A 21024-nucleotide genomic window follows, 5' to 3' on the forward strand; every position below is an offset into this window, starting at 1 on the left:
GGGCGGTGCAGACAGCATCGCGGCGATGCGAAGGGCGCGTGCAGCGCCTTCACCCGGCATCGCTATCATGTGGCTCTCTTTCAGCGTAGGCGGTGCTTGTGTCGGTAGCTCTGGTCTGGTTCCGCCGTGATCTGCGTCTTCAGGACAACCCGGCGCTGCAGGCCGCGCTGGAGGCGGGGCATCTCCCGGTGCCGGTCTACATCCACGCGCCGGACGAGGAGGGCGCATGGGCGCCGGGCGGTGCGTCGAACGCGTGGCTGCACCGCTCGTTGGCCGCGCTGGATGCGGACCTGCGCGCGCGCGGGTCGGCGCTGGTGCTGCGCCAGGGTGACAGCCAGGCGCAGCTGCAGGCGCTGATCGAAGAAACCGGCGCCGAGGCGGTGTACTGGAACCGCAAGTACGAACCGGCCACGCAACCGCGCGACGCCCGGATCAAGCGCGAGCTGCGCGGGCAGGGCATCGATGCAAACAGCTGCAACGGCAGCCTGATGTTCGAGCCATGGGACATCGCCACGCTGCAGGGCGGGCCGTACAAGGTATTCACCCCGTTCTGGCGCAACGCGCTGACCCGCATGAACATTCCGGCGGCCGCCCGGCTGCCGCAGACCCTGCCGGCGCACGCTGCGACAGGCGTGGCACTGGACACCTTGGGACTGGCGCCGACGCTGGACTGGGACAAGCAGTTCTGGGAGCACTGGCAGCCCGGCGAAGCTGGCGCGCAGGAAGCGCTGTCGGTGTTCATTGACGGTGCATTGAACGGTTACCGCCAGCAGCGCGACCTGCCGGACCGGGTAGGCACGTCGCTGCTGTCGCCGCACCTGCACTTCGGCGAAGTCTCGCCGTGGCAGATCGTGCGACGGCTGGAAGCGGAGCGCAGCGCCAGCCGCGATGCCGATATCGATGGCTACATCCGCGAGCTGGGCTGGCGTGAGTTCTCTTACCACCTGCTGCACCACTTCCCGCAGACCCCGGAACAGAACCTCAACCCGCGTTTCGCGAACTTCCGCTGGGCCGAGCCGAATGCGACGCAGATGCAGGCCTGGCAGCAGGGGCGGACCGGCGTGCCGATCGTAGACGCGGGGCTGCGCGAACTGTGGGCCACCGGCTACATGCACAACCGCGTGCGGATGATCGTGGCCAGCTTCCTGTGCAAGCACATGCGCCAGCACTGGCTGCACGGCGCCCGCTGGTTCTGGGACACGCTGGTGGATGCGGACCTGGCCAACAACACCATGGGCTGGCAGTGGGTCGCCGGTACCGGTGCGGATGCGGCGCCGTATTTCCGCATCTTCAACCCGGTCACGCAGTCGCAGAAATTCGATCCGCATGCGCGTTACATCACCCGCTGGGTGCCCGAGCTGGCGCCGCTGCCGGTGAAGGCGCGCTTCGCACCGTGGCAGTCGCCGTCGTTGTTGGCCGAGCTGGCACCGGGCTATCCGGCGGTGCCACTGGTGGATCTGGCGGCCGGCCGCGAGGCGGCGTTGGCCGCGTATCGGCACACCGGCTGATGCCCGAAACCTGAACGAAATGCCGAATCCGTGCGTGTTCATCATGCCGGCATCGCATCTGCGTGTTTATCCTTCTGGCCGTCCGCACGCCGTCAGACGGCATCCAAGGAGAACACCATGATTCGATCCGCACCCCGCAACGTGGCCCTGGCCCTGATGACCGCTGCCGCCCTGTCGGCCTGCGCCACCGGTGGCTCCTACGTGCAGAGTGACCAGTACGGCAACCCGACCGAGCAGCAGAGCCGCACCGGCCGCAATGCGCTGATCGGTACCGCCATCGGCGTGGCCGCCGGCCTGCTGACCGGTGACAGCGCGACCGAGCGTCGCCAGCACGCGATGGTGGGTGCAGGTATCGGTGCACTGGCCGGCGCCGGCGTGGGTGCGTATCAGAACAAGCAGGAACGGCAGCTGCGCGAGCGTACTGCCAATACCGGCATCGACGTGCAGCGCCAGGGCGACAACATCGTGCTGAGCCTGCCCGATGGCGTGACCTTCGACTTCGGCAAGTCCGCGCTGAAGCCGCAGTTCTACGGTGCGCTCAACGGCGTGGCCGCGACGCTTACCGAATACAACCAGACCATGATCGAAGTGGTCGGCCACACCGACAGCATCGGCAGCGATGCGGTGAACAACAAGTTGTCCAAGGAGCGCGCCGATTCGGTGGCTGCCTACCTGGCCGGGCAGGGCGTGGATCGCGTGCGCATGGAGACGCTGGGTGCCGGCAAGGCCTATCCCATCGCCGACAACAGCACCGATGCCGGCCGCGCCAAGAACCGCCGCGTGGAGATCCGCGTGATCCCGCTCACCCAGTAACGGAAGCACCGCGCACTTTCGCGATAAAAAAATGCCGCCTGGAAAGGCGGCATTTTTCATTGCGCGGACGGGTTGGATCAACCCGCCGTCACCGTCTCCAGGATCCGCTTCCCGGTCTCCTGCAGCTCCGCTTCGGCTTCCTTCTGCTGCTGCTTGGCCAGCTTCGCCGCCGGGCACTGCGCCAGCATGTAGTTGGCGTCGAAGTTGAGCTTTTCGACCAGGAAATCCACGAACGCGCGCACCTTCGGCGACACCAGCCGGCCGCCGGCAAACACCGCGTTGAAATCCACTTCCGGGCCGGTCCAGCCCGCCAGCACGCGGCGCACCATGCCCGATTCGATGAACGGCTTGGCCATCACATCGCCGGTGAGCAGCAGTCCCTCGCCGCAGACCAGCGCACCGTTCAACGCCGACGGATCATTGGCCACCAGCAGCGGATTGACCGGGAAATCGCGCAGGTCGCCGCCGTTCTCGCCCAGCTGCCAGAAGAACCGGTTGTTGTTGAGGTTGCGTGCCTTGCGCATCGCCAGGATGCGGTGGAACTGCAGTTCGTCCGGGTGCAGCGGCTCGCCGTAGCGTTCGATGTAGGCCGGGCTGGCGAACACCTGCGTGCGCAGGCTGCCCAGCTTGCGCGCCACCAGGTTGGAATCGGGCAGGGCACCCACGCGCAGCGCGAGGTCCGCTTCGCCCGCGATCAGGTCCAGCTTTTCGTTGCCCAGGTGCATGTCCAGCTGGATCTCCGGGTACTGGGCGTGGAACTGCCCCAGCAGCGGTGCGATCCAGGTGATGCCGATCGAATAGGGCACGGTGAAACGCAGCCAGCCGCGTGGGCCGGACTGCAGCTGGTTGACCGCGCCTTCGGCTTCTTCCAGCTCGCGCGCGATGCGCTGGCAATGCTCGTGGTACACCGAGCCTGCCTCGGTCAGGCCCAGCCGGCGCGTGGTCCGGTGCAGCAGGCGTGCGCCCAGCCGCGTTTCCAGTTCCTGGACCTTGCGGCTGACGGTGGTCTTGGGCAGGCCGAGCGCATTGGCAGCGGCAATGAAGCTGCCTTGCTCGACCACCTTGACGAAGATCAGCGTGTCGTTGAGATCGTGGGCCATGACGGAGTCCATATCGGGGGATGGGTAGGGTGCCCGAAAGATTGTGCCGGGTACGGGACGATTATTCCCCTTAATTCGGACTAATCAAGGGGGAGTTCGAGGACTAATCTGGCGCCATTCCCGAATTGGAGGACGCCAACCATGTGGTTGCAGAACATTCTAGGCCGCGTCATCGGCGGCCGCACGCCCTCGCTGGACCTGGCCCTGACCGTTGAAAAGCGCCCCTCGGCCTTCTCCGGCAAGGCTTTCCGCGAGTTCACCCCGCCCGCCAACCTGCAGCGCGGCGGCAGCCTGCGCTTGGGCGCCCGCAACGGCGGCCGACTGGGCCGAATTGGGATTATCCCGGCGACGGGAGTTAAAGTCCCATGAACGGGACACTGGCCCCCGAAGTGCTGGTGCTTGGCGGCACCGGCAGCGTCGGGCAGGGCATCGTGGCTGCGCTGCTGGAGGCCGGCAGCCCGGTCCTGGTGGTCGGCCGCGACCCGGGCCGGCTTGAGGCGCTGCGCGAGCAGTTCGCCGATGAGCCGGGGCTGGAAACGCTGTTGGGCTCGCTCGCCGACGATGGTTCGGCGCAGGCGCTGGCCGAGCGCATCGCGCAGCGGCCGCGCACGCTGGCCGCAGTCATCGATGCAATGGGCGGCCCTTACAACCGCGGCCGGGTCATCGACCGCAGCGGCGATGCGCTGCTGCAGGCGCTGCAGGCCGACATGATGCCGCACGTGCACGCCGGGCGCCGCCTGCTGCCGCTGCTGCAGAGTGAAGGCCACCCGCGCCGTTATGTGCTGGTGGGCAGCCCGGCCGGCTTCAAGCCGTGGGCCGGCTATGGCGAAAGCTCCATCACCGGCGCCGCCACACGCATGTACGCGCAGGTGCTGCACCAGGAAGCGCAGGCGCTGGGCGTGCGCGCGCAGATGCTGGAAGTGTGCAACCCGGTGTGCACGCCCACCAACGCCGCCAACGCGTGCATCGAATGGCCGAGCGCGCTGCTGGTTGGCCGCCGCGTGGTTTCCCTGCTCGACAACTGCGTCGACAACCGCGCCATCGTGCGCTGCGACACCCGCGATGCGGAACTTCCGCGTGGACTGCTGCAACTGGACCGGCCTCCCGCCTGGCGCGACATTGCAGGTGTCGCTTGACCTTTACCTAGGTTCAGGTCCCAAGCTGCCGCCCCCACGCAGTACAACGCGATTTTGTTTTTCTTTGACCACCCCTACGTACGGATGCATTCCATGACTTCCTCCAATTCCACTCCGCATCGCTTCTCCCGACGGCTGGCCATGGCCGGCGTGTCGATCCTGGCGGCCGCCGTGCTGACCGCATGCAGCGGCAGCCAGGCCGAAACCGCCGGCCCGCCGCCGCCGCAGGTCAGCGCCGCGCCGGTGCTGGTCAAGCCGGTCAGCCAGTGGGACGACTTCAGCGGCCGCGTCGAGGCGGTGCAGAGCGTCGAACTGCGCCCGCGCGTGTCCGGCTACATCGACAAGGTCAACTACGTCGAAGGCGATGAAGTGAAGAAGGGCGATGTGCTCTTCACCATCGACGCGCGCAGCTACCAGGCCGAGTACGACCGCGCCCGTGCCGAACTCACCCGCGCGCGCACCCAGGCCACCGTCGCCCGCAGCGAGTCCGAGCGCGCCAAAAAGCTGTCCGAGCAGCAGGCCATCTCCACCGAATCCTGGGAGCAGCGCCGTGCCGCCGCCGACCAGGCCGGTGCCAACGTGCAGGCCGCGCAGGCGGCGTTGGATGCAGCGGCCCTGAACCTGGAATTCACCAAGGTGCGTGCGCCGATCGACGGCCGTGCCGGCCGCGCGATGGTCACCGCCGGCAACCTGGTCACCGCCGGTGACAGCGCCAGCGTGCTGACCACGCTGGTGTCGCTGGACACGGTGTTCGTGTACTTCGATGCCGACGAGGGCACTTTCCTGCGGTACGCGCAGATGGCACGCAAGGGCGAACGCCCGAGCGAGCGCGACAGCGAGCTGCCGGTGAAGGTCGGCCTGTCCGGTGAAGAAGGCTTCCCGCACGCGGGCAACGTCGACTTCCTGGACAACCAGGTCACCCGCAGCACCGGCACCATCCGCGTGCGTGCATTGCTGGACAACGCCGACCGCGCCTTCACCCCGGGCCTGTTCGCCCGCGTGCAGCTGCTGGGCAGCGGCGAGTTCCAGGCCATGCTGATCGACGACAAGGCCGTGCTCACCGACCAGGACCGCAAGTACGTGTACGTGGTCGACAAGGAAGGCAAGGCGCAGCGCCGCGACATCCAGCTGGGCCGTACCGCCGAAGGCCTGCGCATCGTGCAGCAGGGTCTGGCCGCCGGCGACCGGGTGATCATCGATGGCGTGCAGAAGGTCTTCATGCCGGGGATGCCGGTGCAGGCCAAGGCGGTTGCGATGCAGCCGGCTGCGGCGGCCGCACCTGTTGCATTGAACTAAAGAGCAGCCGGCCAACGGTCGGCTCTACCGTGTCTTTCAACGCCCCGTGGGGCACCGCTCCCGCTGTCGTCCTCGACAGCGGCAGGGGTGCTGCACGCCGGCGTTGGTGAAAACCCAGGAATCCCCTAATGGACTTTTCCCGTTTCTTCATCGACAGGCCGATTTTCGCGGCGGTGCTGTCGATCGTGATCTTCGCCGCCGGCCTGATCTCCATACCGATGCTGCCGATCGGCGAGTACCCCGAAGTGGTGCCGCCGTCGGTGGTGGTGCGCACCGTGTACCCGGGTGCGAACCCGAAGGTGATCGCCGAAACCGTGGCCACCCCGCTGGAAGAGGCGATCAACGGCGTTGAGGGCATGATGTACCTCAAGTCGGTGGCCGGTTCGGATGGCGTGCTGCAGATGACCATCACCTTCCGCCCGGGCACCGACCCGGACGATGCGGCGGTGAAGGTGCAGAACCGCGTCGCCCAGGCGCAGGCGCGCCTGCCGGAAGATGTGCGGCGGCAGGGTGTGACCACCCAGAAGCAGTCGCCCACCTTCCTGATGGTGGTGCACCTGACCTCGCCGAAGGGCAAGTACGACACCCTGTACCTGCGCAACTACGCCCGCCTGCATGTCAAGGACGCGCTGGCGCGCATCCAGGGCGTGGGTGATGCGCAGATCTTCGGTGGCGGCGATTACGCCATGCGCGCCTGGCTGGACCCGGACAAGGTCGCCGCGCGCGGCCTGACCGCGAGCGACGTGGTGCGCGCCATGCGCGAGCAGAACGTGCAGGTCTCGGCCGGCCAGCTCGGCGCCGAGCCGATGCCCAACAGCCAGTTCCTGACCCTGATCAACGCCCAAGGCCGCCTGCGCAGCGAGCAGGAGTTCGGCGACATCGTGCTCAAGGCCGGTGTCGATGGTGAAGTGGTGCGCCTGTCCGATGTGGCCCGTGTGGAACTGGGCGCCGGCGATTACACCCTGCGTTCGCAGCTGGATGGCAAGAACGCGGTGGGCATCGGTATCTTCCAGGCCCCGGGTGCCAACGCGCTGGAGATCCGCGATGCGGTGATCGGCACGATGGACGAGATGCAGAAGACCTTCCCGGACGACGTCAAGTACGAAGCGGTGTACGACACCACCATCTTCGTGCGCGACTCGATCAAGGCGGTGGTCTCCACGCTGCTGGAAGCCATCGCGCTGGTGGTGCTGGTGGTGATCCTGTTCCTGCAGACCTGGCGTGCCTCGATCATTCCGCTGATCGCCGTGCCGGTGTCCATCGTGGGTACGTTTGCCGCGCTGTACGTGCTGGGCTTCTCCATCAACACGCTGAGCCTGTTCGGGCTGGTGCTGGCGATCGGCATCGTGGTCGATGACGCGATCGTGGTGGTGGAGAATGTTGAGCGCAACATCGAAGAAGGCCTGACTCCGCTTGCCGCGGCGCACCAGGCCATGAAGGAAGTGTCCGGGCCGATCATCGCGATCGCGCTGGTGCTGTGTGCGGTGTTCGTGCCGATGGCGTTCCTGTCCGGGGTGACCGGCCAGTTCTACAAGCAGTTCGCCGTCACCATCGCCATCTCCACGGTGATCTCGGCGATCAACTCGCTGACCCTGTCGCCGGCGCTGGCGGCCCGCCTGCTCAAGCCGCACGACGCGGCCAAGGATGCGCCGACCCGGATCATCGACCGCCTGTTCGGCTGGGTGTTCCGTCCGTTCAACCGCTTCTTCAAGTCCAGCTCGGAAAAGTACGAGCGCGGCGTGTCCAAGATCCTCGGTCGTCGTGGCGCGGTGTTCGTGGTGTACGCGGTGCTGCTGGTCGCCACCGGTTTCATCTTCAAGGTGGTGCCGCCGGGCTTCATCCCGACCCAGGACAAGCTGTACCTGATCGCCGGTGTGAAGCTGCCGGAAGGCTCGTCCATTGCCCGTACCGATGAAATGCTGCGCAAGGTCGCAAAGATCGCCCAGGAAACCGAGGGCGTGGCGCACACCATTTCGTTCCCGGGCCTGAACGCGCTGCAGTTCACCAACACGCCCAACACCGGCGTGGCGTTCATTCCGCTCAAGCCGTTCAACGAGCGCCATGGTCGCACTGCCGCGCAGATCAACGCCGAGATCAACCAGAAGATCGCCGGGCTGCAGGAAGGCTTCGCCTTCGCGATGATGCCGCCGCCGATCCTGGGCCTGGGCAACGGCAACGGCTACCAGATGTTCATCGAAGACCGCGGCAACCTGGGCTACGGTGCGTTGCAGACGGCGGTGAGCCAGATGCAGGGTGCGGTGGCGCAGACCCCGGGCATGGCCTTCCCGATCACCAGCTACCAGGCCAACGTGCCGCAGCTGGATGCTGAAGTGGACCGGGTCAAGGCCAAGGCCCAGGGCGTGCAGCTCACCGAGCTGTTCGACACCCTGCAGACCTACCTGGGTTCGTCCTACGTCAACGACTTCAACGAGTTCGGGCGTACCTGGCAGGTGATCGCGCAGGCCGACGGCCAGTTCCGCAACAGCGTGGAAGACATCGGCAAGCTGCGTACCCGCAACGACCGTGGCGAGATGGTGCCGATCGGTTCGATGGTGACCATCAAGGAAACCTACGGCCCGGACCCGGTGCTGCGCTTCAACGGCTACCCCGCCGCGGACCTGGCCGGTGAAGCCGACCCGCGCCTGCTGTCGTCGGCCGAAGCGATGAACAACCTGACCGAAATCGCCGCCAAGGTGCTGCCGGTCGGCATGACCACCGAATGGACCGACCTGAGCTACCAGCAGGCCACCCAGGGCAAGGCCGCCTTCATCGTGTTCCCGGTGGCGATCCTGCTGGCGTTCCTGGTGCTGGCCGCGCTGTATGAGAGCTGGTCGCTGCCGCTGGCGGTGATCCTGATCGTGCCGATGACGCTGCTGTCGGCCCTGTTCGGCGTATGGTTGACCGGCGGTGACAACAACGTGTTCGTGCAGGTCGGCCTGGTGGTGCTGATGGGCCTGGCGTGCAAGAACGCGATCCTGATCGTCGAATTCGCCCGCGAACTGGAAATGGGCGGCAAGGGGATCGTGGAAGCCGCGCTGGAAGCCTGCCGCCTGCGTCTGCGCCCGATCGTGATGACCTCCATCGCGTTCATCGCCGGCACCATCCCGCTGGTGCTCTCGCACGGCGCCGGTGCGGAGGTGCGCTCGGTGACCGGTATCACCGTGTTCGCCGGCATGCTCGGTGTGACCCTGTTCGGCCTGTTCCTGACCCCGGTGTTCTACGTGGCCCTGCGCAAGTTCGTCAGCCGCAACGGCGGCGGCAAGCTGGTCGCCCACGGCGAATCCACTCTCCACCATTGATCCTGACCCCTACAAGGAATCACGCATGAATACCGCTACTTCCAAGATCGCCCTGGTCACCGGTGCCACCCGTGGCATCGGCCTGGAAACCGTCCGCCAGCTGGCCCAGGCCGGCGTGCACACGCTGCTGGCCGGGCGCAAGCGCGACACCGCCGTGGCCGAAGCGCTGAAGCTGCAGGCCGAAGGCCTGCCGGTGGAAGCGATCCAGCTCGACGTGGTCGACGCCGCCAGCATCGCCGCCGCCGTGCAGGAGATCAGCGACCGCCATGGTCGCCTCGACATCCTGGTCAACAACGCCGGCATCCTGCTCGACAACCCGGCGCTGGCCCCCTCGGCGCAGACCCTGGACACCTGGCGCAGCACCTTCGACACCAACCTGTTCGCGGTGATCGCCGTGACCCAGGCGTTCCTGCCGCTGCTCAACCAGTCGCCGGCCGGCCGCATCGTCAACGTGTCCAGCATCCTGGGCTCGCTGACCCTGCATAGCCAGCCCGGTTCGCCGATCTACGGCTTCGCGGTGCCGGCCTACAACGCCTCCAAGAGCGCGGTGAATGCCTGGACCGTGCAGCTGGCCTATGAGCTGCGCGAGAGCACCACCAAGGTCAACACCGTGCACCCCGGTTACGTGAAGACCGACATGAACAGCGGCGAGGGCGAGCTGGAAATCGCCGATGGCGCACGCTCCAGCGTGGGCATGGCACTGATCGGTGCCGACGGCCCCAACGGCAGCTTCACCTACCTGGGTGAGGTGCTGCCATGGTGATCCGTGTGTTGACCGCCGCCGTTGCCAGCGCGCTGCTGGCCGGCTGCGTCAGCGTCGGCCCCAACTACCAGGCACCGCCGGCACAGCCGGTGGTCCTGCAGGGCGCGGCCGCGCCGGTGTTCAGCACCACCTCGCCGGTGGCCAGCTGGTGGGCGCAGTTCGATGACCCGGTGCTGGAACAGCTGGTGCACGATGCGCTGGGCGACAACCTGGACCTGCGCATTGCGATGGCGCGCGTACGTGAAGCACGTGCGGTGTTCGTCGAGCAGCGACTGGACCAGCTGCCGCACGTGACCAGTGGCGGCAGCTACGACCGCCGCAAGGCGCCGGATCTTACCGCCGGTGGTGAGCGCGTCTTCAGCGAAACCTACCAGCTCGGCTTCGATGCCGGCTGGGAGCTGGACCTGTTCGGCCGCCAGCGCCGTGCCGCCGAAGCGGCGCGTGCGGACCTGGGCGCAGAGCAGGACAACCTGGCCGATGCGCAGGTGACGGTGGCGGCTGAAGTGGCGCGCAACTACTTCGAACTGCGCGGCACCCAGAAGCGCATCGAAGTCGCCAAGCGCACGCTGGTGAACCTGCGCGACACCCAGAAGCTGACCGAAACCCGTTGGGACCTGGGCGCGGGCAGCGAGCTGGACGTGCAGAGCAGCCGCGCGCGGTTGAAGGCGATCGAGGCCGACATTCCGCTGCTGGAAGTGGCCGAAGTGCAGTCGCGGCATCGCCTGGCGGTGCTGCTGGGCCAGCGCCCGGATGCACTGGACACGCTGCTGGAACCGCGTGATGTCGCGCCGTATGCGAAAGCATTGCCGCTCGGCGATACCACCGACCTGCTGCGCCAGCGTGCCGATGTACGCGTGGCCGAGCGTCGCCTGGCCGCCGCCACCGCGCGGGTTGGCGTGGCCACCGCCGATCTGTTCCCCCGGATCAGCCTGAGCGGGTTCGTCGGCTTCCTGTCCGGCGATGCCAGCGGGCTGGTCAACGGCAACAACAAGGCGTGGTCGGTGACCCCGTCGATCAGCTGGGCCGCGTTCGACTTCGGTACCGTGAAGGCGCGCCTGAGGGCCAGCAAGGCCCAGGCCGATGGCGCGGCTGCCGAGTATGAGAAGGCGGTGCTGCTGGCGCTGGAAGACACCGAAAACGCGTTGACCCGCTATGCCAAGCAGCAGGCCCGCCTGGCGATCGTCGCCGAGCAGGCCCAGGCCGCGCGGCGTGCCGAACAGCTGGCGCAGATCCGCTATCGCGAAGGGTCGGAAGACTTCCTGACCCTGCTCGATGCGCAGCGTACCCAGCTGGCCGCCGACGATGCGTTGGCCGCGGCCGAGTCGACCGTCAACGTCAGCGTGGTGGGTGTGTACAAGGCGCTGGGCGGTTGGGGCCAGCAGCAGGACGCAACTCCGCCGGCGGTGGCCGGCACGATGCGGTGAAGGAACGCGGGGGGCGGCAAGAGTCGCCCCCTGCACACTTTGTAATGGTTCGCCGCAATGGCGTACCGGAGAACCCCGCGCTGACGGCTTTGCCTCTCACGGGTCGGCCGGAGGCGGTGCTAAAAACACCGCCTGCCCGGGAGATGCGTGATGCAACGGAAGTGCTGGAGACCGCCAGGAGACGGAGCAAAGGACGAGCACGTTTCGACGTCCTCGGGCCTGTCAGCGAGCGTGGTCGTCCTGCTCGTGGTGGCTGCATTGACCGTCAGCCTGGGGTTTGCGCGGTTGCCTGACAGCCTGCTTGGCATCGGCGTGGTCGGGGTCGGGGTGTTCCTGGCCATCAGCGCCCGCATCTGCCAGGCACGCGAACAACACCAGGCCCTGTGCAGGGCGCTGGAAGGAATGCGCCGGTTACCGCGCGGTTGAATCAGGGCCAGTGATTGGTCGCGCGGTGTGGGTCAGCGCGTGGACGCGGCCGGGAACACCAGCTCGGCCAGCACCGGATAGTGGTCCGACGGCACCACGCCGCCCGGCTTCTGGTCCAGCGTGGCGAATCGGTTCACGCCGAAGCCGCGCACCAGGATCCAGTCGATCTCGGCGGTGGGCGTGTCGCTGAAATTCTGGAAGGTCAGGCGCGGGCCTTTGACCTTGCGTGCCAGCTTGCGGGCATCGGCCAGCCCCGTGGTGAACGCCGCATACGTGGTGCTGCCCGGTTCGCTGTTGAAATCACCGGTGACCACCACGGGAATGTCCTTCGGCAGCGCGGCCAGCCGCTGGCTGATCAGCTTGGCGCCCAGTACCCGGCGCGGTTCGTCTTCATCGCGGTAGGGCAGGTGGGTGTTGTACAGGTAGAAGCGCTTGCCGTCGGTGGCGCGCTCGAACAGCGCCCAGGTCACCATGCGCGGCATCAGGTTGCCCCAGGTGATGCTGCCTGCCACTTCCGGCGTATCGGACAGCCAGAAATTGCCCGATTCGACCAACTTCAATGCGGCGCTGTCGTAGAACACGCCCATGTGCTCTTCATTGTCGCCGGGGCCGCGCGCCTCGCCGAACCACCGGTAGCCGGGCAGGTGCTGCACCAGGTAATCGGCCTGGTTGGTCTTGAGCTCCTGGGTGCCGAACACCACCGGGTGCTGCTCGCGCAACAGCGCCACCATCGCATCGCGACGGTCCTCCCAGCGCTTGTTGGGTTCGGTGTCCACCGGGGTGCGGACATTGAATGACATCACCCGCAGCGGCTCGGGAGCCTTGGCCAGGGCGGAGCCGAGCGGCAGCGCCAGCGCGATCAGGGCCAGCAGGGCCGGACGACGAAAACGAGACAACATGGGAATCCCTCCATTCCGTGAAATCGTTTGCAGAGGGTCGCATGGAAGGGCCGGGCGTGGATATGCACAGCTTGGCGGCAGCGGCCGCAACGGCTCAGCTGGCCAGCAGCAGCACCCCGATGGTCATGTTGATTGCCGCACCGAGCGCGAGTACCCAGAAGGTGGAGAGGATCGTATTCAGCCACGAACGCTGCAGCGCCACCTTCAGCCAGCCGGCCTGCACCACCACGAACCAGGCCCCTGACAGCAGGGCGGTGGCAATGCCGATGTTGGTGGACAGCTGCCCGGGCAGGCGCACGAACACCATGCTGGTGGACAACGCCACCGCGAAGGGCGCGGTCAGGTAGCACTGCATGAAAAACGGCCGACGCAGCGATTCGCGGGTCATCGGGATGCGCTTGCGGCGCAGCAGGTGCACCGTGGCCACCAGCGGCCAGATCGCAAAGGTGATCGAGCGATACAGCAGCAGGCTTTCCTCATTGCCCATCACCGTGCGCGACAGCTCGCTGGTGCCGACCACGGTCTGGTGCATCAGCAGCTCCACCCCGTGCGCGACCAGCACCGCCAGCATCAGGAACATCGGCGGGCTGATCGCATCGTCGAACTGGCGTTCCAGCTTTTCCTTCAGCTCGGTGTTGACGTACTGCGCCATCCGCCGGGGATGCACCACCACCCGGTATAGCGTGCGCGGGAAGAACAGGAACCAGGTGCACAGCTCGTACAGGAACTCTTCGAGCGAACGCAGCAGCTTGAGGAAATCCATCCAGACCTCCGGCGCGGGGCAGGGCGCGACGCCGCAGGACGCGGCGCCGCCGGTACCAGCATGGCCCAGGGAGCTATCGCATGCCAGCGTCCTGCCGCCACTGGTCGAAATAGGTAACCAGTCCGGCGTCGGGCGCCAGCCGCTCCGCAGCGGCGGGCAGTGGCTCGGGCACGCGCGCGGGGGATCCATAGTCCACCATGTAGCGCACCGAGAAGGGGTCGGCATCCGGGAACCGGTTGCGGAGCTGCTGCATCACCACTCCGCCGCAGGAGCGGCAGGTGTCCTGCAGCGTCCACAGCTTGAGCGAGATCGCGCGGGGGTGGTCCTCCATGGCGCTGGCGATCAGCCGCTCCGAATCCACCTCACGGCCGAACGGGCGCGCTTCGAGATTGTCGAGGTTGCGCACCACCGGCAGGCTGGTGATGGTCTGCAGGGGTGCTACGCCCTGCATCGCCTTGCGGGCGTCGATGAAGCGGGTGCCGTCACCGAGCGACGCGTCTTGCCGCAACTGGACGTTGCGGCCCCGCTTTCCGCCGGAGAGCGCGTAGTAGATGGTCCGCTGCCCGTCATCGTCGATGACCTCGGCGAACGCCAGGTTGGCCCCTTTGAGGTGCGCCAGGATCGCCCGACCGGCATCAGGCAAGGCCAGCGCGGCCGCGTCCACGGCCTGCCAGCTGCCCTTGCCGCCGGTGGCCGGCAGCAGCGCATTGAGGACGTCGGCAACCTGGCCGCGTTCTTCTTCCGTGGCGCTGGCCATCGCCTTCCAGTCCGGGATGCGGCGACGCGCGATATGGACGAAGCCAAGCTGCTCCCGCTCACCGGTCAGCACGCGGTCGGCGTAGCGCTTGAGCACATCCGGGCGCCCGCGCGCGGCGAAGTAGTCCACGTACGCTTCGTAGGTGGGGAACTGTGCCAGCTGGTCCTCGCCCAGGCCGGGACGGATGAAGCTGTAAGCCAGTCGCGCGATGTTCTCCCGGTCCTGTTCCAGGTACGGGCGTAGGAGGTTCATCCGGTAACCTTCGGAGGTGCGCAGGTAGGCATGGATCGCCGCAGCATCGCGCTCGTTCTGCAGGCGGGTGAACTGCAGTTCGGCGCCGGCATCGAGGGTATCCGGCAGCGCGGCCTGGTAAAACACGCCATCGTCCGGCTCAATGCACAATCCGCGCAGGAACGGCGATTCCACCCGGATCGCACGCAGGCGGCGCGCATCCTTTATGCCGGGCACCAGCGCGCCGACGTCGACCACGGGCAGCGTGTGCTGCAGGCGTGCCAGATCTGCTTCCTGCGGCGCCGCGCCGAGACCGAAGTCGGGTACATCCACCAGCGTGCCGCGCAGCGTGTCGGGATAGCTCACGCTGGCGGGCAGGCCGAGCGCATCGCGCTGCGCCGCTGGCAGCGGGGACAAAGTCGGGGGGGCTCCCTTCGCCGATGGGGTCCACGTGCAGATCCCGCCCTTGTGCACCATCAGGCGCAGCGTTTCGCCGGTGTCGGGCGAGACATGCGCCAGGTCCAAGGTGAACTCGCGGGTAGTGGCGGCGAGTGCGTCCAGGCGCTCAGGGGGTAGGGCGTTCGTATCCAGGTCGGCCGCCGCATCGGGGACGAAGCGCAGCCGTGACTGCCGCGCACACGGCAGCACCTCCAGCGAACGGCGCGGGCGGCAGCTGGCCGGCAGCAGCTGCCAGTGACCGGGCTCGTTGGGCCAGGCAGCATCGGATTGCGCTTCCAGCGCGTCGCCATCGGCGTTGAGCCGATAGCGCTGGCCTTGGAGCAGTACATCCCACTCGTCCTCTCCATCTGCGAGGAACTGCACGGGCGTATCACCCACCGACACCTGCAGGCCATTCTCCGTGCGCTGCGCCGGAATGGTGGACGGCAGGTCGTGTTCGAACGTGAACTCCTCCAGCGGCGGCCCATAGGCGTTGCCCGTGATCAGGTCGAAGCGATGCCACGACGTTCCCTGCGGCACGATCAGCGCCACGCTGCCGTCGGCCAGCCGCGCCTCGGCCAGTGACGGCGTGCGGGTCTTCAGGGCCTGCACCGCCTCCGCCGGAGCAATGCCTTGCGCAACAGCGCGCTCAAGGCTCAGCGCCGAGCCGTCCAGCGCGGTTCCGCTGCGCAGGGCACGGCGCAGCCAGCCGGCGCCTTCCAGTGCGCTGTTCCAGGCACGGCTGCCCGCCCACAGCGCGCCCTTTGCCGCCGTTTCGATCGTGCCCAGACCGCCCTTGCGTGCGACGTCCTTGCCCAGCGTGAGCAGCGCGCTGCCGGCTTCGGTGGCAATCGACTGGATGGTGCGTTCGCCCGCCGTTTCCGCGATGCGCACGGTGCGTGCGACGAATCCACCCACTTCCAGCACCGGTGCATCCATCGCGCACTTGGCGAGCGTGCCCAGTGACAGATCACCCTCCTGCAGCTTCTCGGCGCAGCTGTAGCCAGGCACGGCGAATTCGGCCAGCTGGTTGAGCATGTTGCGCTCGCGCTGCCAGCGCTGTTCCAGCCCGGTCAGGTGGGCCAGTTCCTCGGCACGGACGCGCTCCAGCACCGGCTGCCACAGATGCGTGGCAACCAGTCTTGCTATCCCCGGCAGCTTCTGCGCGTCGCTGCCGCGGATGGCCACACCGGACGAGTCGAGTGAAAGGCCGGACAGCGGGTTGAGGTCGTTGCCATCGCGGCTGCGCTGCACCGCACCGCTGACCAGCCCTTCGAAATCGATCAGCGGGCCGAGTGCCGGGTCCGGCCACGCGCGGCGTGCCATGCCGGCCTGCGGCACGATTTCGTAATACACCGGTGCGTCGTCGCTACCGTCCGGGTCGCAGCTCACCAGCAGGCCCTGGTCGGCCTGGCGGCCATCGCAGCTCACCCGCAGCGTGCTGCAGGTGCCCTCCTGCAGCAGCTGCCGGTCTTCCGCCGGAAGGCCTTCCAGCGCCGTGGTGGCCAGGCCGGCCAGCCCGGCTTCCACCCGGCGCTGGTAGGCGTCGAACTCGGCAGCGTAGCGGTCTGCGGTGGTCGGCCCCGAGGTCGAGAGCCAGGCATCGGCCACCAGCAGCGCCTGCAGCGAATCATCGTTGGTGACCAGGGCCCGTTGCCGTGGATCGTCGGGCGGATCACCGCCTGCGGCCGAGGGTTTGCCCAGCGCATAGAGATGCGATTCGAACGCGATCAGCTTTGAAGGCACGATGCCGTGCTGGGCCAGGTAGTCCTCGCCGATGTCAGCCGGCCGCTGCGACCACAGCGCCGGCGGGACGCCCGCCTCGCGCAGCGTCTGCGCAGCCACGTCCATGCGTCGTGGTGCGGAGCTGCCCAATTGCGCCACATGCAATGCGTGCTGGCCCTGCTGCGCCTGCAGGAAGGCCAGCGCGTCGCTGATCTGCTGCCCGCTCACCGCATCCAGTCGCGTGGTATTCGGGATCGCGCCGTGCGCGCTCGCGTAGGCCACCGCCGCCGGCACCAGCGTGCGGGCCCACGCCTCATGCAGGGCATCGTGCTCGCCTGCGGCATGCGTGGGCCCTGCCAGCTGCGCAGGCAGGGCGGTAATCGCGTCGAAGCCAAGCCGGCTGCAGGCACCGGGCTGCATGGCATGCGCCAACGTCGACGCGTGCAGCAGCGCCACGCTCATCGGCGAGTTCGCGTAGCCCAGCCACTCGGGAATGTCGCTGACCAGCAGCGCGGGCTGGTCCAGCTCGCTGGCCAGCATCCAGAACACGATCTCCAGTGCTGCCGGCGATGCATCGGGGTTGGTCTGCAGCACGTCATCGCGCAGTTCGCGGGCGAGCTCGGTAAAGCGCGCATCGACCACGGCAGGCGACGCGAATCGATCACGCAGGGCGTCGATGCGGTCACGGCCCACGTAGCGTTCCAGCATCAGCCGTGCCAGCAGTGTCTGCGCGCCGCGCGACGACGCCGTTTCGCCATCACTTCCGCCGTACCAGCCTGCCTCGGCCAGCAGCGGCCGGCAGAACTCGGCGAACTGGCGGGTGCGGCTCATCAGGTCCCAGGCGTCCACGGCAGCCAGCGGCGCCGCATCGCTGTCGCGGTCACTGTGCGGGTGCAACAGTGAAAGTCCGAAGCGGTCGAACAGGGCATCCAGTTCCGGCAGGCGGGACGGGTCGGGCCCGGGTGGCGGGGTTGCATCTTCCGGTGCTGCGCGCAGTGCGTACTCTGGCAGCGCCGCGTCGAAGGCATCGCGGGGTGCGGGCAATTCGCGGCGCGGTGCCAGCAGGGGGAACTGCACAGCTGCGTTCGGCCCGGTCGCTGCACGCGCGCCCGGCGGCAGCAGCGCGGTACTGAAGGCGATGGCCTCATCGGTGCTCAATGCCGGATAGCGTGTACGCAGCGCGATCGCCAACGACAGCACCGGTGCCCCATCGTCGGCAAGCGAGGGCTCGCTTCCTGCGGCCAGTTCGCCTGGCACTGGGAGCTGGGCCTGCGCCGAGGCGGCCAGCAGCGCGGCACAGGTGGGTGCCGTCAGCGGCGCGGCGTGGTCCAGTCGCGACGGCGCGGTGCCGCCCGGCAGCGGGCGCAGCAGGTGGCGCCAGACCGTGTGGCGTGCATCGTCACTGCCGCACCAGTCATCCAGCGCAGCGGGCCCCTCCATGATCCGCGTCCACAGCGCTGGCACGCCCTGCGCCTGGCGCGTCGCCACGCGCGCGTCGCTCGCGCGGTTCACCGCATCCACCAGCCCTCGCCGGCTGTCGTAGGCGTCCGGGCCACGCCATAACGCGGCCAGCGCGCCGGCCGGTTGCAGCGTCAACCATTCGGCCGGTGACAGATGCCAGGTCGAACCGCGCTCGAATGCAGTACGCCACGCGCCGAGATCTTCGCCGCCGGGCAATGCGGCCAGCGTGCGGAAGAAGCCGTGTGCAAGCTCCGGCACGACCGCTTCGCTGGCAATGCCCAGCGTCCAGGCGATCAGCTGGCGGCTTTCATCACCGCGCATCAGGCGCAGCAGGGCGCGCTCCTGCTCCGCCGGCGCGGCCGGGTAGCGCTCGCTGCCCAGCAGAAGCCGAAGGGTTGCGCCCGCCAGTGGCCGGCCGATGCTTATCGGCGGCAGCAGGCGGCGCAGCGGCATCGGGTTGCCGCCCAGGTCCATGCGCTCCAACAGGTCCAGGGCCGGGGAGGATCGGGTGTCGCCCACCCAGGCAAGGAACGCCGCGCAGGTGGAGTACGCCACCGGGTACCAGGGGTCGGCCTGATCCATCGGCAGGTCCAATCCGGCATACAGCTGCACGACCGGTGCAATCAGGTCCCGCGTGAGCACGCGCAGGTCGCTGCGGCGCGGGTCGATGACCGACTGCAGCGCCGGTTCCAGGTCGTCGTAGCGTGCCAGCGACGCGGCAATGTGATGGAACAGCGCGCCCAGCTCGGTGGCCCAGTGCGTGCGCCGCGCGGCGTTCAAGATGATCCCGCCAGTCGGCTGCGGTGGGCGCACTGCCGCGCCAGTCCCAGCCTTCGTCGAACCGCAGCGGATCGACCGTGCCGCGCAGGCTGACCAGCAGGTCGGCCAGCAGCGCGTCGGCGGCATCCAGCACCTCGAATCCGGTTGCATCCAGCAACGCGGGCTGTGCCTCGACCAGCCAGCGCCGGCTCTGCGCCGGGTCATCGGCATGCGGCAGCGGCATGCCGTACGCCTGGCGCATGCGGCTGCGGTGGGCGTCCAGTTGAGGCGCGGTCATCGGCGGCGCCAAGCGCCCGGCAACGGTATCGGTCTGCCAGGCCAGTGCATCGAAGTACGCATGCGCCGCAGCGAGCGGGACATCGGCCTGTGCCTGCAGGTACTCGATTGCAGCACTGCCGATGCGGGCCAATCCGTGCAGTGTGCTCGCCTCTTCGTCGTCATGCGGGCCATGGGTCAGCACGTCCAGCATGCGGGTAAAGGCATAGGCGCGGGCAACATGGCTCTCGCCGCCTGCAAGCGCGCGCCGGGTGCCTTCGGGCAGCCACGCGAACTCCTGCAGCGCGGCGTACCACGCGCGCGCTGGGGCGGCATCGAAGAAGGCGGCCAATGCGGCCGGCGTCGGCGCGCGCTGCTGCAGGTCCAGCCCGGCAGTAGCAAAGGCATCGGTCACCGCGGTGTGCAGCCCGGCCGGCGTGCGCGGCACCTGCCAGTCCAGCGCGCTCCACCAGTCGCGCGGCGGGATGCGGTCCATCAACGGCGCCAGCGCCGCCAGCGGCAAGGCGCCCTGCATCGGCACCATGGCCTGTGCGGCCGCGCCGCCGAACAGCGGCGCAGTGGCGGACGGGGCGAACGCCGGCACCCCCATATCGGTGAGTGCGCCGGCCAGTGCCCGTGGCCTCACCGTGGGGTGATGCCCAACGCCCGCCTTTGCCGCGGGTGCCAGCGCATGCGTCGACGTCCGCTGCGCAGTCGCAGCCGGTTGCCCCTGGCGGGCCAGCAGCGCACCCATCGCTGCCGCCTGCGCGCGCAGCAGGCCCGGCACGGTACGCCGTTCTTCCCAGCACTGCCCGGGCTGCGCCAGCGCCGTGCCCGGGCGCTGCCGACCGAGCAGCGCATCGCTGTGCTGTACTGGAGCAGCATTGCCGCGCGCCGGTGTACAGGCCACGGTCTGCAGCGGACGCATCCACGCCGCATCGCGGGCATGCGGCTGTGCGACCTCGGCGATCGTCTCCGGTGCCGGCAGTGCAGTGTGGCCCAGCAGCCGCGTACCCACTGCACCGGCATAGGCCATGTCGAAGCCGGCCCCCACCATCTGCGGCAACTGCCATGGCGCGCTCAACACGCTGACCAGCGCCCGCGCGGCGGTGTCGTAGCGACCCAGCGGCTGAACCGCTGCCGGGACGTCAATGCTGGCTTGATGGGCAACCGCAAGCAGTTCCGCGGCTAACGTGGGCGCGGTGACGCATGCGGACGCGCCCTGGCCGTCATCGGGTGCACCACCATGACGCGCGGCCAAGCGCGCGTAAACCGCTTTGATCGAAGCCACATCCAGTGCTTCGAACACCTTCGGCAGGCCTGCGCGCGGCTCGACCAGGCCGGCATCGCGCTGCTGCCGTACGTGTTTGAGTGCCCGTTGCAACGATCCAGGTGACGCCTCTGGCGCCAGCGCCTGAAGCTGGCTGAGTGCCCACGCCCAGCGGAGGTGGTCAGCGTGACCATCAAGGTGGTTCTTCTGAAGATCCAGTGCCACGTCGCGCGCATCTGTCTTCGCGTCCCGGTCGTGCCGTGCGATCAGCAGCGCGCGCCATGCCGCAGGCGTGACGTCCATGGGGCGATACAGCGCATCGCGCAGTCGCTGCAGCAGGGGATCGGCAGCAGCGGTGGCTGCGGTCAGGCGCTGCCGTTCGCTGATGCATTCAATCTCCCACTGGGCAGACGGGAGGCGCAGCGCATGCAGCAGTACGCATCGCCACGCCAGCACCTCCTGGTTCCCGCATGCGGGCAGGATGCAGCGCTCTGCAAGCCACTCGGCCATGGCATCCCCGAGTGGTGTTCCCGGAAATCCACCCGTAGTCAGCGCGCGCAACAGGGTGGTGTCGATCGGCGCCGCAGCCAGACGGTCGGCCAGCGCATCCAATTGGGCGCGGGGTACCCCGCGCAGCGGCAACCTCATTGCAGACCCCGTCACCACCCGGTTGTGCACCT

At 68.1% G+C, this 21024-nt stretch carries 14 protein-coding genes; 9 read left to right on the forward strand and 5 right to left on the reverse strand.

All coding sequences use genetic code 11. The features are described from left to right. The first annotated feature begins 98 nt into the window (after window positions 1–98). Together NMB40_RS06080 and NMB40_RS06085 are read left to right on the forward strand one after the other, a co-directional pair. Window positions 99–1508 carry a cryptochrome/photolyase family protein gene (locus NMB40_RS06080; protein ID WP_494360459.1) on the forward strand — a complete coding sequence of 470 codons (1410 nt, stop codon included), beginning with the start codon at window positions 99–101 and terminating at the stop codon, window positions 1506–1508. A 117-nt stretch (window positions 1509–1625) separates the two neighbouring features. Beyond that, window positions 1626–2321: a YiaD family glycine zipper/OmpA-like lipoprotein gene (locus tag NMB40_RS06085; RefSeq protein WP_282245139.1), complete on the forward strand. Its 696-nt coding sequence runs from the start codon at window positions 1626–1628 to the stop codon at window positions 2319–2321. Window positions 2322–2398: 77 nt separating this feature from the next. Here NMB40_RS06085 and NMB40_RS06090 read toward each other — a convergent pair whose 3' ends face one another. Continuing rightward, the gene (locus NMB40_RS06090; RefSeq protein ID WP_282245138.1) at window positions 2399–3421 is read right to left on the reverse strand and encodes a LysR family transcriptional regulator; all 1023 of its coding nucleotides are present in this window, start codon (window positions 3419–3421) and stop codon (window positions 2399–2401) included. Window positions 3422–3562: 141 nt separating this feature from the next. Here NMB40_RS06090 and NMB40_RS06095 point away from each other — a divergent pair, with 141 nt between their 5' ends. The 7 genes from NMB40_RS06095 to NMB40_RS06125 all read left to right on the forward strand — a co-directional run bounded on the left by NMB40_RS06095 (window position 3563) and on the right by NMB40_RS06125 (window position 11765). Next, on the forward strand, window positions 3563–3790 hold the full coding sequence (locus NMB40_RS06095) for a hypothetical protein (protein ID WP_070206429.1): 228 nt from the start codon (window positions 3563–3565) through the stop codon (window positions 3788–3790). Continuing rightward, the gene (locus tag NMB40_RS06100) at window positions 3787–4557 is read left to right on the forward strand and encodes an SDR family NAD(P)-dependent oxidoreductase (protein WP_282245136.1); all 771 of its coding nucleotides are present in this window, start codon (window positions 3787–3789) and stop codon (window positions 4555–4557) included. The genes NMB40_RS06095 and NMB40_RS06100 overlap by 4 nt, the downstream gene beginning before the upstream one ends. A gap of 93 nt (window positions 4558–4650) precedes the next feature. Further along, window positions 4651–5853 carry an efflux RND transporter periplasmic adaptor subunit gene (locus NMB40_RS06105; protein ID WP_494360460.1) on the forward strand — a complete coding sequence of 401 codons (1203 nt, stop codon included), beginning with the start codon at window positions 4651–4653 and terminating at the stop codon, window positions 5851–5853. A gap of 128 nt (window positions 5854–5981) precedes the next feature. Further along, window positions 5982–9152 carry an efflux RND transporter permease subunit gene (locus NMB40_RS06110; protein WP_282245131.1) on the forward strand — a complete coding sequence of 1057 codons (3171 nt, stop codon included), beginning with the start codon at window positions 5982–5984 and terminating at the stop codon, window positions 9150–9152. Between the two features lie 25 nt (window positions 9153–9177). Further along, complete coding sequence (locus NMB40_RS06115; protein WP_282245129.1) at window positions 9178–9915, forward strand: SDR family oxidoreductase; 738 nt, start codon at window positions 9178–9180, stop codon at window positions 9913–9915. Then, window positions 9909–11339, forward strand: a complete 1431-nt coding sequence (locus NMB40_RS06120; RefSeq protein WP_494360461.1) for an efflux transporter outer membrane subunit — start codon at window positions 9909–9911, stop codon at window positions 11337–11339. Before NMB40_RS06115 ends, NMB40_RS06120 begins: the two co-directional genes overlap by 7 nt. Window positions 11340–11570: 231 nt before the next feature. Further along, on the forward strand, window positions 11571–11765 hold the full coding sequence (locus tag NMB40_RS06125) for a hypothetical protein (RefSeq protein ID WP_494360462.1): 195 nt from the start codon (window positions 11571–11573) through the stop codon (window positions 11763–11765). A gap of 32 nt (window positions 11766–11797) precedes the next feature. Here the strand turns inward: NMB40_RS06125 and NMB40_RS06130 are convergent, their stop codons facing one another. The 4 genes from NMB40_RS06130 to NMB40_RS06145 all read right to left on the reverse strand — a co-directional run bounded on the left by NMB40_RS06130 (window position 11798) and on the right by NMB40_RS06145 (window position 20992). Continuing rightward, on the reverse strand, window positions 11798–12664 hold the full coding sequence (locus NMB40_RS06130) for an endonuclease/exonuclease/phosphatase family protein (RefSeq protein WP_494360463.1): 867 nt from the start codon (window positions 12662–12664) through the stop codon (window positions 11798–11800). Window positions 12665–12758: 94 nt separating this feature from the next. Beyond that, the gene (locus NMB40_RS06135; RefSeq protein ID WP_494360464.1) at window positions 12759–13427 is read right to left on the reverse strand and encodes a hypothetical protein; all 669 of its coding nucleotides are present in this window, start codon (window positions 13425–13427) and stop codon (window positions 12759–12761) included. 73 nt (window positions 13428–13500) lie between these two features. Beyond that, window positions 13501–18360, reverse strand: a complete 4860-nt coding sequence (locus NMB40_RS06140; RefSeq protein WP_494361048.1) for a deaminase domain-containing protein — start codon at window positions 18358–18360, stop codon at window positions 13501–13503. After that, window positions 18350–20992, reverse strand: a complete 2643-nt coding sequence (locus NMB40_RS06145) for a hypothetical protein (protein WP_494360465.1) — start codon at window positions 20990–20992, stop codon at window positions 18350–18352. Before NMB40_RS06145 ends, NMB40_RS06140 begins: the two co-directional genes overlap by 11 nt. Window positions 20993–21024: the final 32 nt, after the last annotated feature.

The organism is Stenotrophomonas sp. FBCC-B152 (assembly GCF_059134105.1).

What these genes read in the sequence shown, in the direction of transcription:
- NMB40_RS06095 (WP_070206429.1), top strand. Translation starts at nt 3,563, where the DNA reads ATGTGGTTGCAGAACATTCTAGGCCGCGTCATCGGCGGCCGCACGCCC.
- NMB40_RS06090 (WP_282245138.1), bottom strand. Translation starts at nt 3,421, where the DNA reads ATGGCCCACGATCTCAACGACACGCTGATCTTCGTCAAGGTGGTCGAG.
- NMB40_RS06110 (WP_282245131.1), top strand. Translation starts at nt 5,982, where the DNA reads ATGGACTTTTCCCGTTTCTTCATCGACAGGCCGATTTTCGCGGCGGTG.
- NMB40_RS06130 (WP_494360463.1), bottom strand. Translation starts at nt 12,664, where the DNA reads ATGTTGTCTCGTTTTCGTCGTCCGGCCCTGCTGGCCCTGATCGCGCTG.
- NMB40_RS06140 (WP_494361048.1), bottom strand. Translation starts at nt 18,360, where the DNA reads ATGCGCGGTGATGAAAGCCGCCAGCTGATCGCCTGGACGCTGGGCATT.
- NMB40_RS06105 (WP_494360460.1), top strand. Translation starts at nt 4,651, where the DNA reads ATGACTTCCTCCAATTCCACTCCGCATCGCTTCTCCCGACGGCTGGCC.
- NMB40_RS06115 (WP_282245129.1), top strand. Translation starts at nt 9,178, where the DNA reads ATGAATACCGCTACTTCCAAGATCGCCCTGGTCACCGGTGCCACCCGT.
- NMB40_RS06135 (WP_494360464.1), bottom strand. Translation starts at nt 13,427, where the DNA reads ATGGATTTCCTCAAGCTGCTGCGTTCGCTCGAAGAGTTCCTGTACGAG.
- NMB40_RS06100 (WP_282245136.1), top strand. Translation starts at nt 3,787, where the DNA reads ATGAACGGGACACTGGCCCCCGAAGTGCTGGTGCTTGGCGGCACCGGC.
- NMB40_RS06085 (WP_282245139.1), top strand. Translation starts at nt 1,626, where the DNA reads ATGATTCGATCCGCACCCCGCAACGTGGCCCTGGCCCTGATGACCGCT.
- NMB40_RS06120 (WP_494360461.1), top strand. Translation starts at nt 9,909, where the DNA reads ATGGTGATCCGTGTGTTGACCGCCGCCGTTGCCAGCGCGCTGCTGGCC.
- NMB40_RS06145 (WP_494360465.1), bottom strand. Translation starts at nt 20,992, where the DNA reads ATGAGGTTGCCGCTGCGCGGGGTACCCCGCGCCCAATTGGATGCGCTG.